This window comes from Pseudomonas marginalis (assembly GCF_900105325.1).
Taxonomy (GTDB): domain Bacteria; phylum Pseudomonadota; class Gammaproteobacteria; order Pseudomonadales; family Pseudomonadaceae; genus Aquipseudomonas; species Aquipseudomonas marginalis.
Genome location: NZ_FNSU01000003.1, coordinates 3,777,406 through 3,794,830, shown reverse-complemented (window position 1 = coordinate 3,794,830; position 17,425 = coordinate 3,777,406). Strand labels below are relative to the sequence as shown.

Genomic DNA, 17,425 nt, shown 5'->3' with positions numbered 1-17,425 from the left:
AGTGACGAATTAGGTGGTCAGATTGGTTGGCCGCGATCCAATTTGTTACTGAGGATGATCGATGTGGTGGTTTTCTCCACGCCATCGACACTGCCGATCTGGTCCAATAATTGATCGAGCTGTTCCGGCGAATCGGTGCGCAACCAGGCCACGTAATCGAACTCGCCGCTGACCGCGCACAATTGTTGAACCTGGGCCATGGCGCTCAGCCTGCGCAGCACTTCTTTGCCCGAGCGCGGTTGCACGGTGATCCCCACATAGGCCTGCAAGCCGCCATCTGCCACGCGTTGACCCAGGCGCACACCATAACCGGTGATCACCTGGGTTTTCTCCAGGCGCGCAAGGCGCGACGTCACAGTGGTGCGCGCAATGCCCAACTGCCGGGCAAGCATGGCCACGCTTTCGCGGGCGTTGATCTGCAAGGTGGCGATCAACTGGCGATCGATTTCATCTAGAACAGGCACGTGGGGCTCCGTGACGGGCGGCAATGGGAACGCATGTTACAGGCTTGGATCGGCCAGCAGGCAGCGGGCAAACAGTTGTGGTACCGGCAGGTGACGTTGGCTGTAGCGGCCCAGCAGGATGATCTCGCGGAAAAAAGTCAGCTTGCCCAGCGGGATTATTCTTACTTGGGGCGAGCGCTCCAGCCACAAGCCTGCCTTTGGAATCAACGATACGCCCAGGCCACACTCCACCATCCTGACGATGGCTTCGAGTTCATCCAGCTCCAGCGCCACTTGCACCTCAAGCTTCTGCTCGCGCAGAAACCGGCTTACGAGTCGGCCGCCAAACGAAGCACGGTCATAGCGCACATGGGGCTGGGTGTTGAGTAGGTGCAAAGGGTCGTCGCCCACCAATGTGTTCGGCACGACCAACACGAACGGCTCCTTGCGCAGCACCTGCACATACAACTCCTTGGGCAGGTCGAAGGGCGGTCGAATGATGATTGCCGAATCCAACTCTCCAGCGTCGACCTGGTTCAACAGCTCCAGGGAGACACCAGGCACCAACTTGCACTCAACCGTTGGCGCGGCCTGGCGCAAGCGCACCAGCGCCTGGGGCAGCAAACCGGTTTGAGCCGTAGTGATAGCACCGACTTTCAACTCACCCCGGTATTCATTGGTATTCACCGGCACCGCCATGCGGTTGAAGGTCTCCAGAATCTCCTTGGCCAAGGGTAATGCGCGCAAACCGGCGGCATTCAGGGTGGCCTGGCGGCCGGTGCGGTCGAACAGCTGCACGCCCAGCGCTTGCTCCAACTGACGAATCTGGGCACTCACCGCTGACTGCGTCAGCCCGATATGCATGCCCGCTGACGCAAACGTCCCGTGGCGCGTTACCGCAATAAAGGTCTTCAATTCACGCAGCATCGATGTCTCGATTCATCAAAAATTTTTGAGCTCGACGCAAAAACTATCGTCTTTTCATCGTTGGGAGCAAGGCTAAACTCGGGTTACTAACGCCCATAGAGGTTTGAACTGATGACACTCGCGCCCTTTCACCTGGCAATTCCGGTATTCGATCTCGCCGCTGCACGGCACTTCTACGGCGACGTCTTTGGGTTGGAGGAGGGCCGCTCCAGCGAACACTGGGTCGACTTCAACTTCTTCGGCCATCAACTGGTGATCCACGAACACCCGAAAACCGCCTCCCAGGAAGCCGCCCACACCAACGCCGTCGACGGCCACGACGTGCCCGTGCCGCATTTTGGCGTGGTGCTGGGCTGGGAAGATTGGCACGCCCTGGCAGACCGTTTACAGGCGCGGCAGACGACGTTTGTGTTGGAACCGCATATTCGGTTCAAGGGACAGGTGGGTGAGCAGGCGACCTTGTTCCTGTTCGACCCGTGCGGCAATGCGTTGGAGTTCAAGGCATTCAGGGATATTGGGCAGTTGTTTGCGAAGTGAGGTTGTAGGCCGCCCCCCACGCAAAACGTCTGGGCCAGACACACAAAAGCCGCGCAATGCGCGGCTTTCTTGTTTGGTGGGCCCACACGGACTTGAACCGTGGACCAAAGGATTATGAGTCCTCTGCTCTGACCAACTGAGCTATAGGCCCTCAGTAGGTCGCGGATTATAACGATGGTTTCTCCACTGTGCTATCCGAAAAATCCTCAATGCTCCTGCGAAGGAAGGTAGCCGCAAAAAGCTCGGGCGGTAGCGGCAGGCTGACAATGTAGCCCTGCATCTGTTCGCAGCCTTCAGCGGCCAGGAAGGCTTGCTGCGCGGGGTTCTCCACGCCTTCTGCGATGATGGTGAATTGCATGCTGTGGCCCAGGGCGATGATGGCGCGCACGATGGCGACGTCGTGGGGGTCGTCAGGCAGGCCGCGGACGAAGGACTGGTCGATCTTCAGGAAATCCAGGGGCAGGCGCTTGAGATAGCTGAGGGACGAATAGCCGGTGCCGAAATCGTCGATCGCCAGCTGTACGCCCAGGCGCTTGAGTTGGTGCAGGACTGCCAGCGCTTCTTCGGCCTGGCTCATGATGAAGTTTTCAGTGATCTCCAGTTGCAGGCAGCCCGGTTCGAGGCTGTAGTCGCGCAGTAGCTGTTCGATACGAGCCAGTAAACCAGGGTGGCGCAGTTGCGCGCCGGCGAGGTTGACCGATAGCGGGCCAAAACCATCGAAAGTGCTTTGCCAGGTGTGCATTTGCAGGCAGGCGTGCTCCAGCACCCAGTCGCCAATCTGCAGGATCATGCCGTTCTCTTCGGCCAGGGCAATGAAGTGTTCGGGCGAGACGTCGCCAAAGGTGGGGTGGTGCCAGCGGATCAAGGCTTCGGCGCCGATCAATTCTTGTGTCAGCAGGCTCAGTTTTGGCTGGTAATACAGGACCAACTCATCACGTTCGATGGCTCGCCGCAGTTCGTGCTCCAGTGCCACGCGCTCGTTGGCCTGGGCTGTCAGGTCGCGGGTGTAACTTTCGACCCGGTTACGCCCCTTGGCCTTGGAGCGGTACATCGCGGCGTCGGCGTTCTTGACCAGGGTGGCCACGTCGGTGCCGTCCTGGGGGTACAGGCTGGTGCCGATGCTGGCGCTGATGAAGAACTCGTGTTCGCCGGCCTGGAACGGTGGGGTGAAGCAGGCCAGCAGCTTATTGGCCAGTTGCTCGGCGTCGCTGGCGTGTTGCAGGCCGGGCAGCAGGATGATGAATTCATCGCCGCCCAGGCGCGCGACGGTGTCGATGTCACGCAGTTGCTCCTTGAGGCGTACGGCGATGTCTTTGAGCAGCAGGTCGCCGATCGGGTGGCCGAGGCTGTCATTGATGTGTTTGAAACGATCCAGGTCGAGAAACAGCACCGCGCCTTGTTTGCCGGTTTCCTGATGGCCGTTGAGGGCCGCCTGCAGCCGACTTTCAAACAGTGTGCGGTTCGGCAGGCCGGTCAGCGGGTCGTGGTGCGCCTGATAGTCGAGGCGCGCCTGGGCCAGCTTGAGGCTGGAGATGTCGGCAAACACCGCGACAAAATGCGTGATCAACTGGTCGCGGTTGCGCACGGCGCTGATGGTCAGCCAGCTGGGGTACAACTCGCCGTTCTTGCGGCGGTTGGAGATTTCGCCCTGCCAATGACCTTGGGCCGTCAACTGGTGCCACATGGCGGCGTAGAAGGCACTGTCATGCAGGCCGGAGGCGAGCAGGCGCGGTGTCTGGCCAAGGGCTTCGGCTTCGCTGTAGCCGGTGATCTCGCTGAAGGCGCGGTTGACGGCGCTGATGTTCTGGCGCGTGTCGGTGATCAATACGCCCTCGGCGGTACTCTCGAATACCGTGGCGGCCTGTTGCAGTTTTTCCTGCATCAGCTGGCGCTCGGTGATGTCCCGGGCGATGGTGAGCATGCAGTCTTCACCGGCAATTGGCAGTGGTCGGCTGGAGACTTCGCACAGCCGGATCTGCCCGTCGCTGCGGCGTATATGGCAGATGAAGTCACGCACGTATCCATCTTGATGCATCAACTCCAGCATGTGCTTGCGTTCGTTAAGATCGACCCAGATGCCCAGGTCAAGGGTCGATTGGTCGAGGGATGTCGTGCTGTTGAAGCCGGTGATGCGACTGAAACCATCGTTCACTTCAATCAGCAGGCCATCCCGCTGGCGGCTCAGCAGCAAGCCATCGGGAGAGGCGTGGAAGGCCTTGGCGAATTTCTCTTCGGAGATTTGCAGTTGTTGCTGGGTTTCCTTGAGCTGGGTGATGTCGCGGACCACCACCACAATGGCTTCAGTGGTGTCGAGTTGAAACGGCTCGGCGGAAATCAGCCCGATAAAGGCCTGGCCATTGCTGCGCAGAAAGGGCATTTCCAGGTTGCGAATGCTGGTGGTTTGCACGCGTTTCAACAGATCGGGGCCGATACCGGGGATGCCCCAGATATTCAGGGCGGTCGCGGTTTTTCCGATCACCTGCGCGGCTTTCAGGCCCACTTGGTCCTCAAATGCTTTGTTGACCTCAAGCAGGCAGCCATCGGACAGTCGCGCGATCACCAGGATGTCCGGGCATTGCTGAAACACGGAAGCAAATTTTTGCTCGGAAAGCTGCAGCGCCTCTTCAGTACGTTTGGCTTCGCTGATGTCGATCATCAAGCCCCGCAACACTGGCTCATGGCCGTGTTCGATCAGGCTCACAATGTCGCGCACCCAAAGGCAGCGGCCGTCCGCCGTGATCACCCGATAGTCGATGCTGTGGTCGCGGTTGGCGCGGGTTTCCCGGTAGCAATAGGCTTCGGCGCGGATGAGGTCGGCGGGGTGAATGATATTGCGCCAGAAGCCCGGAATCAGCCAATGGGCGCGCGGGTAACCGAGCAGATCCTCGGCGTGGGGTGACACATAGCTGTAGGTGAAATCGCTAACGCTGGCTTCCCAGGCGATGGCAGACAGGCTCTCCACCAGGCCGCGATAGTGGTATTCGCTGCTGCGCAGTTCCTGTTCGAGGGCGACGCGGCGGGAAATTTCCGAACTCAGCCGGCGATTGATCCGAATGACGATGGCCAATACGGTGCTCAACAACAGCACGGTGGGCAGGCCGTACATCAGCAGGTCGGTCCAGAACGTACGGTGGTCGGTGAGGCTGCCCACCCAGTGTTGCTGGATGGCTTCGGTTTCGGCCGGGCTGAGGTCAGCGAGAACCTTGTCCAGGATGCCTACCAGTATTTTGTTGTCCCGTGGTACACCCATCGCCAATTGATAGCGGTACGGCGTTTCACCACTTACGTACAGGCCATCGAGCTTGAGCTGGCGCAGACTCCAGACGCTTGACGCGAGGTCGCCCACCACGGCGTCGACTTCGTCGGTGGCCAACGCCTGCAGCGTCGAACTGACATTGGGCAGGGCCACCAGGTTGAGGTCTGGATGGTGGGTGCGTAGCAGTTCATGGGGGGCATAATTTTCCACCACGGCAATCTTCAGCCCATAAAGGTCATTGAGGTTGCGTGGTCGGGCGCCGCCTTCATGGGCAAGGATGACAATGGGAAAGTCCAGGTAAGGGCGTGTGAATGCCATGAAGTCCTGGCGCTCGGGGGTAGACATGATGCCCGGCAGCAGGTCGAGTTGGTTGTGGCGTGCCCGCTCCAGCAAGGCACTCCAATTGACCGGCTCAATCAGTTTGATCCTGACCCCCAGGCGTTCCTGGATCAGGCGTACGTAGTCCGCCGCCAGGCCTTGGTAGCGGCCCTCTTCATCACGGTATTCGAAAGGTGGCCAGGAGGCGTCCACCCCCACGCGCAACTCCTGATGGTCCGCCAGCCAGCCACGCTCATCATCGCTAAGAGTCAACGCGCCAGCCGTTGCGGTCCAGGTCAGCAGCGACAGCAGCAACACAGTCGGCAATCTGGGCATAACGGTCTCGTTATGGCACGGGGAATGTTTCGAGTGTAGACGGGCATTGCGGGGGAGGGGATTTGCGCGGGATTTTATCTGTACAAAGCAAAACCCCCGGCCTGGGCCGGGGGTTCTGGTGTCACTCGTCGAGGAAGGAGCGCAGATGCTCGCTCCGCGTCGGGTGGCGCAACTTGCGCAACGCCTTGGCTTCGATCTGGCGGATCCGCTCGCGGGTCACGTCAAACTGCTTACCGACTTCCTCAAGGGTGTGGTCGGTATTCATGTCGATGCCGAAACGCATGCGCAGTACCTTGGCTTCACGGGCAGTGAGGCCGGACAGTACGTCGCGGGTCGCTTCTTTAAGGCTCTCAACAGTGGCGACATCGATTGGCGACTGCATGGTCGAGTCTTCGATGAAGTCACCCAGGTGGGAGTCTTCGTCATCACCGATCGGGGTTTCCATGGAGATCGGCTCTTTAGCGATCTTCAATACCTTGCGGATTTTATCCTCAGGCATTTCCATGCGTTCGCCCAGCTCTTCCGGGGTCGGTTCGCGACCCATTTCCTGCAACATCTGCCGGGAAATACGGTTGAGCTTGTTGATCGTCTCGATCATGTGCACCGGAATACGGATGGTGCGGGCCTGGTCGGCGATCGAGCGAGTGATCGCCTGACGGATCCACCAGGTGGCATAAGTCGAGAACTTGTAGCCGCGACGGTATTCGAACTTGTCCACAGCCTTCATCAAGCCGATGTTGCCTTCCTGGATCAGATCGAGGAATTGCAGGCCACGGTTGGTGTACTTCTTGGCGATGGAGATCACCAGGCGCAAGTTCGCTTCAACCATCTCTTTCTTCGCGCGGCGGGCCTTGGCCTCACCGATCGACATGCGACGGTTGATGTCCTTGATCTCGGCAATCGTCAGACCGGTTTCGGTCTCAAGCGCGGTCAGCTTCTGCTGGCAACGGATGATGTCCGGCTGCAGGCGACCAATGGCTTCAGCGTACTTCGCCTTGCCTTTGGCCAGGGCGTCGCTCCAGCTTTCGTCAACTTCGTGGCCCGGGAACTGGCGCAGGAAGTCGGTACGCGGCATGCGCGCATCACGGACACAGAGCTGCATGATCGCACGCTCTTGTGCACGCAGACGCTCAAGGGCGCTACGAACGCGTTCAACCAGGCCTTCGAATTGCTTCGGGACCAGCTTGATCGGCATGAACAGCTCAGCCAGCGCCAGCAGCTCGGCAATTGCCAGCTTGTTGGAGCGACCGTGCTTTTTCAGGGCCTTGCGGGTGATTTCCATTTGATCGGAAACCGCGCCGAAACGCTGGGCAGCAATGATCGGGTCTGGGCCGCTTTCGACTTCGTCTTCGTCGTCGGTGCTGGCTTCAGCCTCGTCGTCTTCGGTGTCATCGTCCGCTTTCGCGGCTTTGGCATCGACAGGCGGCGGTACTTCGGCAGCAGGCGGCGCGATGCCGTCGTCCGGGTCGATATAACCGCTCAGGACGTCGGACAGGCGGCCACCTTCGGTGGTGACGCGAGTGTACTCGGAGAGAATGTGGTCAACCGTGCCAGGGAAGTGCGCGATTGCGCCCATCACTTCACGGATACCCTCTTCGATACGCTTGGCGATTTCGATCTCGCCTTCGCGCGTCAGCAACTCGACGGTACCCATTTCACGCATATACATGCGCACAGGGTCAGTCGTGCGACCGATGTCGGTCTCCACCGCGGCCAACGCGGCAGCGGCTTCTTCAGCGGCTGCCTCGTCGGTATCGGCGTCGGCCAACATAAGGGCGTCCGCATCCGGAGCACTCTCGTGTACGGGGATCCCCATGTCATTAATCATGCGGATGATGTCTTCCACCTGCTCTGGATCTGAAATATCCTCAGGCAGGTGATCGTTGACCTCTGCGTAAGTCAGATACTTCTGCTCACGACCAAGGGTGATCAACTCTTTGATACGAGACTGCTGTTGCGCTTTTCCGGACATAACACCCTATCCACTGAAGGTCTTGGCGGGCAAAAAACAAGCCGAGGATTATACCCGAGCTATGACCTCACACGCCAGCTGAGGTCGGGTTTGATGCGGAAACATTCTGTTTTAAGAGGTCGCGCATCTGTTTTGCTATCTGAATTTGCTCTTCAGCCGATAATCCCGGCTGTCTTGCTCTCTTGATGAGTTCATCGAGGGTCTGCGTGTGCTGACCCGCGGATAACCTAGTAATGGTGTCTAAAAACTGTTGTTCAAGGTTATCGCCGTCAATTAGCCACTCCTTTTCCGCGAGTGCCTTCAACAAACGACCCTGTTCCGTGCCATGCCAGCGAGCCATCAGCTGAATGGAGTTTAGCTTAGGATTTTTCTGCACGGCCTCGATCAGTGCGATCAGCACCTGAGCGTAGGTATTGCTCGCGTTGGCAAAATGGTCGGCGCTTTCAACCTTGCTCGCTAATTGCGGGTGGTGGATAAGCGTGCGCAGGGCAATCAATGTGGGCGCTTCTACGGCGACCGGCGTGCGAGGTGCGTAGGCTTCATCGCGATCGCCGCGCTTGCCGTTTTTGCTCCAGGGTTTCTTGTCCCATTTCTTGCCGCCGGCACCGGGCTTCTTCGGCGTCCATTCCTGCTGGGGGGCATACGCCTCCTGGGGTTGATGGAAGTCGGCATAGTCCGGCATGGCGTCATAATCCATGCCTGGGTCGTAGGCAGGCGGCGCGTCCTGCGGCGCGCTGTGCACCAGCTGGCTGACGGCCTCGCCACTCAGTCCTGTAATTTCCAGCAGGCGTTGGCGCATCAGGGTGCGCAGGTTCGCCCCTGGAACCTTGTCGATCAAGGGTGCTGCGAGGGTGGCCATATGGGCCTTGCCTTCGAGGGAGCGTGGGTCGGCTTCTTCGGTCAGTTGCTGGAAGAAATAATCCGCCAACGGCTGCGCATGTTGATTGATGCGGGCGCGGAATGCGTCGGTGCCTTCGGAGCGCACCAGGGTATCCGGGTCTTCCCCTTCGGGCAGGAACAGGAAGCGCGCGCGGCGCCCATCCTGCAGGCTCGACAGGGTGGCTTCGAGCGCGCGCCAGGCGGCGTTGCGGCCGGCCTGGTCGCCGTCGAAGCAGAACAGCACGCTTGGCACGACGCGAAACAGGCGCTTCAAGTGTTCTTCGCTGGTGGCGGTGCCGAGGGTGGCCACGGCGTTGCGCAAACCTTGCTGGGCCAGGGCGATCACGTCCATATAGCCTTCGACCACGATGATTTCATCGAGGTTTCGATTGTTCTTGCGGGCTTCGAACAGGCCGTAGAGTTCCTGGCCCTTGTGGAATACCGGGGTTTCCGGGGAGTTCAGGTACTTGGGCTTGTCATCCCCCAGCACTCGGCCGCCGAAGGCGATGATGCGGCCACGGCTGTCGCGGATCGGGAACATTACGCGGTCGCGGAAGCGGTCGTAGCGCTTGCCGGTCTCGGCGTTCTCAACCAGAAGGCCGGCGTCGATCATGGCTTTTTGCTGCAGGGTATCGCTGCTCAGGTGTTTGTACAGGTTGTCCCAGCCAGGTGGAGCAAAGCCGAGGCCGAAGTCGCGGGCGATTTCGCCGGTCAGGCCGCGTCCCTTCAGGTAGTCGACGGCGGCCTTGCGCTGTGGATGGCTTTTAAGGGCCTGACGATAGAAGTCGGCAGCGGCAGTCAGCAGCGGGTACAGCGGCGAGTCGGTGGGTTGCCGTGGTTTATGCGGGCGGCCACTTTCTTCGCGGGGGACTTCCATGCCGGCGGCTTTCGCCAGGTCCTCGATCGCCTGGGGGAAGTCCAGGTTGTCGTGGTCCATCAGGAAGCCGAGGGCGTTGCCGCCTGCGCCGCAGCCGAAGCAGTAGTAGAACTGCTTGTCGGGGCTGACGCTGAATGACGGGGTTTTTTCCTTGTGGAACGGGCAGCAGGCCGTGTAGTTTTTGCCGGCCTTCTTCAATTGCAGGCGCGAGCTGACAACATCGACAATGTCGGTGCGGTTCAGAAGGTCGTCAATAAAGCTCTGGGGAATCAGCCCGGCCATGGCGTTCTCGTCATCACTGCGTGTAAATGAGTGCCCGTGAAGTGCTCAAGCGCACGTATCGAATGGCTTGACCATCAATCGTCTGCTTGGGCTGTCAGGAAGTGTATCTGCCGAACATTCACTGACGTTAGTTTCAATCAGTGTGTCGGCCTGGAAATGTTGCCCTCGAGTCCGGTGCCGGCCAATCGTGGCCTCGGATGCTCGTCGCTGGGCACAGCCGATACAGTTGATCGCCTGCTTATAAAATGAGTGTGCTCGTCAGTAGCCTTGTTAGGCTCGTCAGAAGAGACGTGCACCGCTGGCAAAAGAGCCAGTCCTGACGTTTGAAGCAGGTGTATCAGTCGCGTGTGCGGCGTCAACGATGAAGCATCAAGCGATATCCGCAAATGCCAACAGCCCGGCTGAGGGCCGGGCTTGGCAGAAGCTTGCTACGAACGTCTGTGTATTAGTACAGACGAACGGCGCGGCGCTGTTCGCGCTGAACTTTCTTGGCGTGACGCTTAACAGCGGCTGCTGCTTTACGCTTACGCTCAGAAGTTGGCTTCTCATAAAATTCGCGGCTACGAACTTCAGCCAGAACACCGGCTTTTTCGCAGGAGCGCTTGAAACGACGCAGAGCTACGTCGAAGGGTTCGTTCTCTTTTACTTTGACGGCTGGCATCCAGAGCTACCTTCTTTCATTACCGGGAATCAACGTTCTCGTCGCAAAAAATTCGCGGCTGAGGTCGTCGGTTTTTAAGGGTTGCGGATGTTAACCCCTCATTGGCAGGAATGCAAAGCCTCTGATCGAAAACCGCTAGTCGGGAGGGGGAGTGGCGACTATTATGCGCGCCTTCGAATTCAGCCTCTACAAGGCGCAAACCCATGCTAGTACTGGGACTTGAAACCTCCTGCGACGAAACCGGTGTCGCACTTTACGACAGTGAACGCGGGCTCTTGGCCGATGCACTGTTCAGTCAGATCGACTTGCATCGGGCCTATGGCGGCGTTGTGCCGGAGCTGGCCAGTCGTGATCACGTCAAACGTATGCTGCCGTTGATTCGCCAGGTGTTGGACGAGGCCGGTTGCGTGCCGACCGAGATCGATGCGATTGCCTATACGGCGGGCCCTGGATTGGTCGGAGCCCTTCTGGTTGGCGCCTCTTGTGCCCAGGCGCTGGCTTTTGCCTGGGGCATTCCGGCCCTCGGCGTGCACCATATGGAAGGCCATTTACTGGCGCCGATGCTGGAAGAAAACCCGCCGCAGTTCCCGTTCGTCGCTTTGTTGGTTTCGGGCGGGCATACGCAGCTGGTCCAGGTCGACGGAATCGGTCAATACACGCTGTTGGGCGAGTCCTTGGACGACGCCGCCGGCGAAGCTTTCGACAAGACCGCGAAGATGATGGGCCTCAATTACCCGGGTGGGCCGGAAATCGCCCGCCTGGCCGAAAAAGGCGTTGTCGGTCGCTACACCTTCCCGCGCCCGATGTGCGATCGCCCTGGTCTGATGTTCAGCTTCAGCGGCTTGAAAACCTCCGCGTTGAATACCTGGCAGCACAGTGTCAGCGCCGGGGACGACAGTGAGCAAGCCCGTTGCGACATCGCGCTGGCGTTCCAGCAGGCCGTGGTGGAGACTTTGACCATCAAGTGCAAGCGTGCCCTGAAACAGACCGGCATGAAGCGCCTGGTGATCGCCGGTGGCGTCAGCGCCAACAAGGCGTTGCGCAGTTCATTGGAAAAGATGCTTGGTGATATGAAGGGTGATGTGTTCTACGCCCGCCCTGAGTTCTGCACCGACAACGGCGCGATGATCGCCTATGCCGGTTGTCAGCGCCTGCAGGCGGGGCAGCACGAAAGCCTGGCGATCAGCGTGCAGGCGCGCTGGCCGATGGAGCAGCTGCCGCCCTTGTAAGAGTGCAACGTGAGTCGGGCTCATTGGCGGTATTTAAAAATGCCGTTCGCGCCCGGCAAACAGGTCGCGTAGATTGCCCCGGTGTCGCCAGACGATCAGCAGTGTCAGCACGCTCATCGGCAGCAGCGCCGCCGGTTCCTGCCAGGCCAGCAACGGCAGGGTGAGCGGTGTGGCGATCAGAGCTGCCAGCGAGCTGGTGCGGGTCAGGTAGAACGTCAGCAGCCAGGCGAGCACGGCCAGCAACGCCGCCGGCGGGTAGATCCCCAGCAGCATGCCGGCTGCCGTGGCGACACCTTTACCACCGCGAAAACGGAAGTACAGGGGAAACAGATGGCCGAGGACGGCGCACACGCCCACCCAGGCCTGCTGCTGTAGGGTCAGGCCGGCGAGGCTGGCGATCAGTACGGGCAACAGGCCCTTGCATACGTCGCCCAGCAGCGTCAGTACGGCGAGCTTCTTGCCGGCCAGGCGCAACATATTGGTGGCGCCGGCATTGCCTGAACCACTCATTCGCGGGTCGGGATTTCCCGTCAGGCGGCTGAGCAAAATGGCGAAGGACAGCGAGCCGAGCAGGTAGGCGAGAATCGCCAGTGACCAAAACATGCTAACTATTCCGGGCGAGGATGCCCTGATTCTAACGGGGCATCGCGCCCTTGTCGTGCTGCGGAGAAGAGCTTGGACAGAGTGTTTATCGAAGGCCTGGAAGTCGACACCGTGATCGGGGCCTACGACTGGGAGCGCGGGATCCGCCAATGCCTGCGCCTGGACCTGAGCTTCGCTTGGGATAACCGCCCGGCTGCGGCTGGCGACGACCTGGCCCTGGCACTGGATTACGCCAGTGTGTCCGCGCGGATCCAGGCCTTTGCCGAGCAGTCCCAGTACCAGCTGGTCGAGACCTTTGCCGAACGCCTGGCCGAAGTGCTGATGAGCGAGTTCCAGATTCCCTGGCTGCACCTCAAGCTGACCAAGCCCGGCGCAGTGCCGGCTGCCAAGGGTGTAGGCGTGGAGATTGAGCGCGGATGTCGCTGACTCAGGTTTACCTTGGCCTCGGTAGTAATATCGAGCGCGAGCCCCACCTGCGCGCCGGTCTCGACGCGTTGGCGAGTTTCCTTACGGATATGCGCTGCTCGGCGGTGTTCGAGAGCCAGCCGGTGGGCATCAAAAGCGGGCCATTCTTCAATCTGGTGGTGTCGGCCTATACCGACCTGTCATTGATGGAGTTGGATCGTCGGTTGAAATCCATCGAGGCTGACAATGGCCGCTATGCGCCGGATCGCAAAGGCCTGCCGCTGGATATCGACGTGCTGCTGTACGGCGAGTTGGTGGGTGACTTCGATGGTTTGATCCTGCCGCGGGCGGAGATCCTGAAAAATGCCTTTGTGCTGTGGCCGCTGTCGATGATGGCGCCGGACCGGGTGCACCCTGAAGCGGGCAAGACGATGGCTGCGTTGTGGCGTGATGCTCAGATTGATCAGGTGCTGGCGCCTGTCGGGTTTGAATGGCAGGGCCAGCAACTCACCCCGGACTCGCTCCTACAAGGGTTTGTGTAGTTCCTTGTAGGCTTTGAGTGCCCTGAGTCGTTCACGCTTGAGCGCCTCGCCCAACTCCGGCCCCTTGAATCCCCGCTCAAGCAGTGGCGAAACAGCAACCTCGCGCGCTGCTTTCGCCGCGCCGCGTAAGTAATCCGCCTGTGGATAACTTCTTCGCTCCAGCCCCTTGCGGCCCCGGGCATCCATTTCGCAGGCGACCACAAACTCCTCAAAGCGCTGTGGCCTGCGGTATACGTCAAAACTTTGCAGCAACTCCAGCAACGTCGAGGCTTTCAGCTCCAGCGCGCGATGACCGTGGGTGTGATACTGGCCCACCAACAGCGCCAATTCCTGGCAATCCCTTGGCACTTTGAAGCGCTCATTGACGGCCTTGATCAGCTTCAAGCCTCGATGCTCATGAGCGATGTGCTGCGGTAACTTATCCACAGGCGTCAGGCCCTTGCCCAGGTCATGCAGCAGGCAGGCCCAGCGTACGGTCAGGGGCTGTTTGTGCAACGCAGCTTGTTCCAGCACGCCCAAGGTGTGCACGCCAGTATCTATCTCGGGGTGATGGGCTTCGGGCTGTGGCACGCCGAACAATGCATCGACTTCCGGCATCAAGGTTTTCAGCGCATTACAGTCCCGAAGTATCTGGATAAACACCTGGGGCTGATCTTCCATCAACGCCCTGGAGATTTCTTTCCAGCTGCGCTCCGGGGTCAGGGCTTCCAATTCACCGGACTCGCTGAGTTGACGCATCAGCTCCAGTGTCTCCGGTGCTACCGTAAAACCCAGGTGTGCGTAGCGCGCGGCAAAACGGGCGACACGCAGAACTCTGAGTGGATCTTCGGCGAATGCGGGGGAAACGTGACGAAGTATGCGGGACTCAAGGTCGCGCTGGCCGTGATACGGATCAGTCAAGTTACCGTCGTCGTCTTCGGCCATGGCGTTGATGGTCAGGTCGCGACGGATCAGGTCTTCTTCCAGCGTCACCTCGGGGCTGGCGTGAAACACAAAACCACCGTAACCCCGACCACTCTTGCGCTCGGTGCGGGCCAGGGCGTACTCATCGCCGTTTTTCGGGTCCAGGAACACCGGGAAGTCCGAACCCACTGGCTTGAAGCCCTTGGCGAGCATCTCTTCGGTGCTCGCGCCGACGACCACGCGGTCGACATCGGTGACCTTGATGCCCAGCAGGCGGTCACGCACGGCGCCGCCGACTTTGTAGATTTTCATGAAAAAGCCTCCATTAGCGGCACAGGATACCGCCTGTGCCTGGCCAATGGAGGCTTTGCTGTTTCAGAGATGAACGACGGCCAGGTCCAGGCGGCCGTAGTCGTTGTCGTTGTGATCGTTGCGCGGTGGTACATGGTGGGTCTTCATCACTTGGTCGCCCTGCAGGGTTTCCAGGTGGATGTCGAAGCCCCAGAGCCGATGCAGGTGCTTGAGCACTTCTTCGGTGGATTCGCCCAGGGGTTTGCGGTCGTGCTGCTGGTGGCGCAGGGTCAGCGAGCGGTCGCCGCGCACATCGATGCTGTAGATCTGCACGTTGGGCTCACGGTTGCCCAGGTTGTATTGCGCCGCCAGGGTTTCACGGATGGTGCGGTAGCCGGGTTCATCGTGGATGGCCGGCACCACCAGGTCATCCTTGAGGTCATCATCCAGGATGCTGAACAGTTTGAGGTCGCGGATCACCTGGGGTGAGAGGTACTGCAGGATAAAGCTCTCATCCTTGAAGCTGCTCATGGCGAACTTGATCGTCGACAGCCAGTCACTGCCGGCGATTTCCGGGAACCAGCGGCGGTCCTCATCGGTGGGGTGTTCGCACATGCGCCGAATATCGCGGTACATGGCAAAACCCAGCGCGTAAGGGTTGATCCCGCTGTAATACGGGCTGTCGAAGCCGGGTTGGAACACCACGCTGGTGTGGGACGTCAGGAACTCCATCATGAAGCCGTCGGTGACCAGGCCTTCGTCGTACAGGTCGTTCATCAGCGTGTAGTGCCAGAACGTCGCCCAACCTTCGTTCATCACCTGGGTCTGGCGCTGTGGGTAAAAGTACTGGGCGATCTTGCGTACGATACGCACGATTTCCCGTTGCCACGGCTCCAGCAGCGGTGCGTGCTTTTCCAGGAAGTACAGGATGTTTTCCTGTGGTTCGGAGGGGAATCGCGCGTTGTCCTTGTCGCTGTTCTTGCCGGCGCGTTTGGGAATGGTGCGCCACAGGTCGTTGATCTGCTTCTGCAGGTGCTCTTCGCGCTCCTTCTGGCGCAGGCGCTCTTCCTCGGCAGAAATAGGGTACGGGCGCTTGTAGCGGTCGACGCCATAGTTCATCAGGGCATGGCAGGAGTCGAGCAAGTCCTCCACGGCGTCGATACCGTGGCGCTCCTCGCACTGCATGATGTACTGCTTGGCAAACACCAGGTAATCGATGATCGAGCTGGCGTCGGTCCAGGTGCGGAACAGATAGTTGCCCTTGAAGAAGCTGTTGTGCCCATAGCAGGCATGGGCCACCACCAGCGCCTGCATGCAGATGGTGTTTTCTTCCATCAGGTAGGCGATGCACGGGTCGGAGTTGATCACGATCTCGTAGGCCAGCCCCATCTGCCCCCGGGTGTACGACTTTTCGGTACTGAGGAAGTGTTTGCCGTACGACCAGTGGTGGTAACCCAGGGGCATGCCGACGGAAGCATAGGCATCCATCATCTGTTCGGCCGTGATCACTTCGATCTGGTTGGGGTAGGTGTCCAGGGCATAACCCGCCGCGATGCGGCTGATTTCCCGGTCATAGGCCTGGATCAGTTCAAAGGTCCACTCGGAGCCGGTGGAAATGGGTTGGCGCTTAGTCTCTTTTTTGGCGGTCATGTCACTAACCTGCGCTGGAAGAGTTCACGGAAGACCGGATAGATATCGCCGGCCGAGACCAGTTGCTGCTGGGCGAACGTGTCGGCAAAGGCTTCGCCGATGCGCTCGTATTCAAACCACAGGGCCTGGTGCTCACGGGGGGTGATTTCGACGTAAGTGTAGTACTGCACAAACGGCATGATGTGGTTGATCAGGATGTCGCGACAGATCGGCGAATCGTCGTTCCAGTTGTCGCCGTCGGAGGCCTGGGCCGCGTAGATATTCCACTCGTTGGCCGGGTAGCGCTCGGCCATGATCTCCTGCATCAGCTTCAAGGCGCTGGACACGATGGTGCCGCCGGTTTCCCTCGAGTAGAAGAACTCCTCCTCATCCACTTCCCGTGCGCTGGTGTGATGGCGGATGAACACCACGTCGATCTTGTCGTAGTTCCGCTTCAGGAACAGGTACAGCAGGATAAAGAAACGCTTGGCGATGTCCTTGGTCGCCTGGGTCATTGAGCCTGACACGTCCATCAGGCAGAACATCACGGCTTTTGAGCTGGGGTTGGGCTGCTTGACCAGCAGGTTGTACTTGAGGTCAAAGGTATCGAGGAACGGCACGCGGTGGATACGCGCGCTGAGTTTCTCTATTTCCGCCTCGATTTCCTGGATATCGCCGAAGTTGTCTGGCTCTTCGCGCTTTAAACGCGCCAACTCTTCCTTTGCCGTCCTCAATTTGGCGCGGCTGCTGCCCGACAGGGCGATACGCCGTGCATGGGCCGAGCGCAGCGTGCGGATGATGTTGATTCGAGAGGGGTTGCCTTCGTTGCTGATCCCGGCGCGTACGGTCTTGAAGGTATCGGTGCCGGTCAGGTTACGCTTCACCAGGTTGGGCAGTTCCAGGTCTTCGAACATGAACTCGAGGAATTCTTCCTGGGTGATCTGGAACACGAACTCGTCCATGCCTTCGCCGGAGTTACCGGCCTTGCCCGGGCCTTTGCCACCGCCACCGCCCTGCGGGCGCTGGATATGCTCGCCGGTGGTGAACTCTTTATTGCCGGGGTGTACGACGGTCTGCTTGCCGCCCCGGCCGTGGTGCAGCACCGGTTCGTCGATGTCGCGTCCGGGAATGCTGATTTGTTCGCCATGCTCCATGTCTGTAATGGAGCGGCGGCTGACGGCCTCTTCAACGGCCTTTTTGATGTGGTCACGGTAACGCCGCAGGAAACGCTGGCGGTTTACCGTGCTCTTGTTCTTGCCATTAAGGCGTCGGTCGATCACATAGCTCATGAGGAGCCCTCCGGGCAGCTTCACGTTACAAGCTTCAAGCGGCGAG

General features: G+C 59.7%; 14 protein-coding genes and 1 tRNA gene. 4 read left to right on the top strand and 11 right to left on the bottom strand.

Annotation, left to right across the window (positions count from 1 at the left end; genetic code table 11):
• Positions 1 to 17: 17 nt before the first annotated feature.
• Together BLW22_RS26970 and BLW22_RS26965 are read right to left on the bottom strand one after the other, a co-directional pair.
• The gene (locus tag BLW22_RS26970; RefSeq protein WP_074847773.1) at positions 18 to 464 is read right to left on the bottom strand and encodes an Lrp/AsnC family transcriptional regulator; all 447 of its coding nucleotides are present in this window, start codon (positions 462 to 464) and stop codon (positions 18 to 20) included.
• Positions 465 to 500: 36 nt separating this feature from the next.
• Positions 501 to 1,370 (bottom strand): LysR family transcriptional regulator, encoded by an 870-nt coding sequence (locus BLW22_RS26965; protein ID WP_065925400.1) that lies wholly within the window; start codon positions 1,368 to 1,370, stop codon positions 501 to 503.
• A gap of 111 nt (positions 1,371 to 1,481) precedes the next feature.
• Between BLW22_RS26965 and BLW22_RS26960 the strand changes: the two genes are divergently transcribed.
• Positions 1,482 to 1,907: a VOC family protein gene (locus BLW22_RS26960; protein ID WP_027605927.1), complete on the top strand. Its 426-nt coding sequence runs from the start codon at positions 1,482 to 1,484 to the stop codon at positions 1,905 to 1,907.
• Between the two features lie 74 nt (positions 1,908 to 1,981).
• On the opposite strand, the gene BLW22_RS26955 is transcribed toward BLW22_RS26960, so the two are convergent.
• The 5 genes from BLW22_RS26955 to rpsU form a co-directional block, all read right to left on the bottom strand.
• Positions 1,982 to 2,058, bottom strand: a tRNA-Ile gene (locus BLW22_RS26955).
• 15 nt (positions 2,059 to 2,073) lie between these two features.
• Positions 2,074 to 5,817 (bottom strand): bifunctional diguanylate cyclase/phosphodiesterase, encoded by a 3,744-nt coding sequence (locus BLW22_RS26950; protein WP_074847772.1) that lies wholly within the window; start codon positions 5,815 to 5,817, stop codon positions 2,074 to 2,076.
• 121 nt (positions 5,818 to 5,938) lie between these two features.
• Positions 5,939 to 7,789, bottom strand: coding sequence for an RNA polymerase sigma factor RpoD (gene rpoD / locus BLW22_RS26945; RefSeq protein ID WP_065925398.1), 1,851 nt, complete (start codon positions 7,787 to 7,789; stop codon positions 5,939 to 5,941).
• 67 nt (positions 7,790 to 7,856) lie between these two features.
• Positions 7,857 to 9,827, bottom strand: coding sequence for a DNA primase (gene dnaG, locus BLW22_RS26940; RefSeq protein ID WP_027605924.1), 1,971 nt, complete (start codon positions 9,825 to 9,827; stop codon positions 7,857 to 7,859).
• A gap of 445 nt (positions 9,828 to 10,272) precedes the next feature.
• The gene (gene rpsU / locus BLW22_RS26935; RefSeq protein WP_002551877.1) at positions 10,273 to 10,488 is read right to left on the bottom strand and encodes a 30S ribosomal protein S21; all 216 of its coding nucleotides are present in this window, start codon (positions 10,486 to 10,488) and stop codon (positions 10,273 to 10,275) included.
• A gap of 203 nt (positions 10,489 to 10,691) precedes the next feature.
• Between rpsU and tsaD the strand changes: the two genes are divergently transcribed.
• Positions 10,692 to 11,717 (top strand): tRNA (adenosine(37)-N6)-threonylcarbamoyltransferase complex transferase subunit TsaD, encoded by a 1,026-nt coding sequence (tsaD, locus tag BLW22_RS26930; RefSeq protein WP_074847771.1) that lies wholly within the window; start codon positions 10,692 to 10,694, stop codon positions 11,715 to 11,717.
• Positions 11,718 to 11,750: 33 nt separating this feature from the next.
• Here the strand turns inward: tsaD and plsY are convergent, their stop codons facing one another.
• Positions 11,751 to 12,320, bottom strand: a complete 570-nt coding sequence (gene plsY / locus BLW22_RS26925; protein ID WP_065925396.1) for a glycerol-3-phosphate 1-O-acyltransferase PlsY — start codon at positions 12,318 to 12,320, stop codon at positions 11,751 to 11,753.
• A gap of 72 nt (positions 12,321 to 12,392) precedes the next feature.
• On the opposite strand from plsY, the gene folB reads away from it, so the two are divergent.
• The gene (gene folB, locus BLW22_RS26920; protein ID WP_046069798.1) at positions 12,393 to 12,746 is read left to right on the top strand and encodes a dihydroneopterin aldolase; all 354 of its coding nucleotides are present in this window, start codon (positions 12,393 to 12,395) and stop codon (positions 12,744 to 12,746) included.
• On the top strand, positions 12,737 to 13,267 hold the full coding sequence (gene folK, locus BLW22_RS26915; protein ID WP_027605919.1) for a 2-amino-4-hydroxy-6-hydroxymethyldihydropteridine diphosphokinase: 531 nt from the start codon (positions 12,737 to 12,739) through the stop codon (positions 13,265 to 13,267). Before folB ends, folK begins: the two co-directional genes overlap by 10 nt.
• Here folK and BLW22_RS26910 read toward each other — a convergent pair.
• The 3 genes from BLW22_RS26910 to BLW22_RS26900 form a co-directional block, all read right to left on the bottom strand.
• Complete coding sequence (locus BLW22_RS26910; RefSeq protein WP_074847770.1) at positions 13,250 to 14,482, bottom strand: multifunctional CCA addition/repair protein; 1,233 nt, start codon at positions 14,480 to 14,482, stop codon at positions 13,250 to 13,252. The two genes, folK and BLW22_RS26910, sit on opposite strands and share 18 nt — an antisense overlap.
• Positions 14,483 to 14,545: 63 nt before the next feature.
• Positions 14,546 to 16,111, bottom strand: a complete 1,566-nt coding sequence (locus BLW22_RS26905; RefSeq protein ID WP_065925393.1) for a SpoVR family protein — start codon at positions 16,109 to 16,111, stop codon at positions 14,546 to 14,548.
• Complete coding sequence (locus tag BLW22_RS26900) at positions 16,108 to 17,379, bottom strand: YeaH/YhbH family protein (RefSeq protein ID WP_065925392.1); 1,272 nt, start codon at positions 17,377 to 17,379, stop codon at positions 16,108 to 16,110. Before BLW22_RS26900 ends, BLW22_RS26905 begins: the two co-directional genes overlap by 4 nt.
• Between the last annotated feature and the right edge of the window lie 46 nt (positions 17,380 to 17,425).

Coding starts and splice junctions, on each gene's coding strand:
- BLW22_RS26965 (WP_065925400.1), bottom strand. CDS start 1,370: ATGCTGCGTGAATTGAAGACCTTTATTGCGGTAACGCGCCACGGGACG.
- BLW22_RS26960 (WP_027605927.1), top strand. CDS start 1,482: ATGACACTCGCGCCCTTTCACCTGGCAATTCCGGTATTCGATCTCGCC.
- BLW22_RS26950 (WP_074847772.1), bottom strand. CDS start 5,817: ATGCCCAGATTGCCGACTGTGTTGCTGCTGTCGCTGCTGACCTGGACC.
- rpoD (WP_065925398.1), bottom strand. CDS start 7,789: ATGTCCGGAAAAGCGCAACAGCAGTCTCGTATCAAAGAGTTGATCACC.
- dnaG (WP_027605924.1), bottom strand. CDS start 9,827: ATGGCCGGGCTGATTCCCCAGAGCTTTATTGACGACCTTCTGAACCGC.
- rpsU (WP_002551877.1), bottom strand. CDS start 10,488: ATGCCAGCCGTCAAAGTAAAAGAGAACGAACCCTTCGACGTAGCTCTG.
- tsaD (WP_074847771.1), top strand. CDS start 10,692: ATGCTAGTACTGGGACTTGAAACCTCCTGCGACGAAACCGGTGTCGCA.
- plsY (WP_065925396.1), bottom strand. CDS start 12,320: ATGTTTTGGTCACTGGCGATTCTCGCCTACCTGCTCGGCTCGCTGTCC.
- folK (WP_027605919.1), top strand. CDS start 12,737: ATGTCGCTGACTCAGGTTTACCTTGGCCTCGGTAGTAATATCGAGCGC.
- BLW22_RS26910 (WP_074847770.1), bottom strand. CDS start 14,482: ATGAAAATCTACAAAGTCGGCGGCGCCGTGCGTGACCGCCTGCTGGGC.
- BLW22_RS26905 (WP_065925393.1), bottom strand. CDS start 16,111: ATGACCGCCAAAAAAGAGACTAAGCGCCAACCCATTTCCACCGGCTCC.
- BLW22_RS26900 (WP_065925392.1), bottom strand. CDS start 17,379: ATGAGCTATGTGATCGACCGACGCCTTAATGGCAAGAACAAGAGCACG.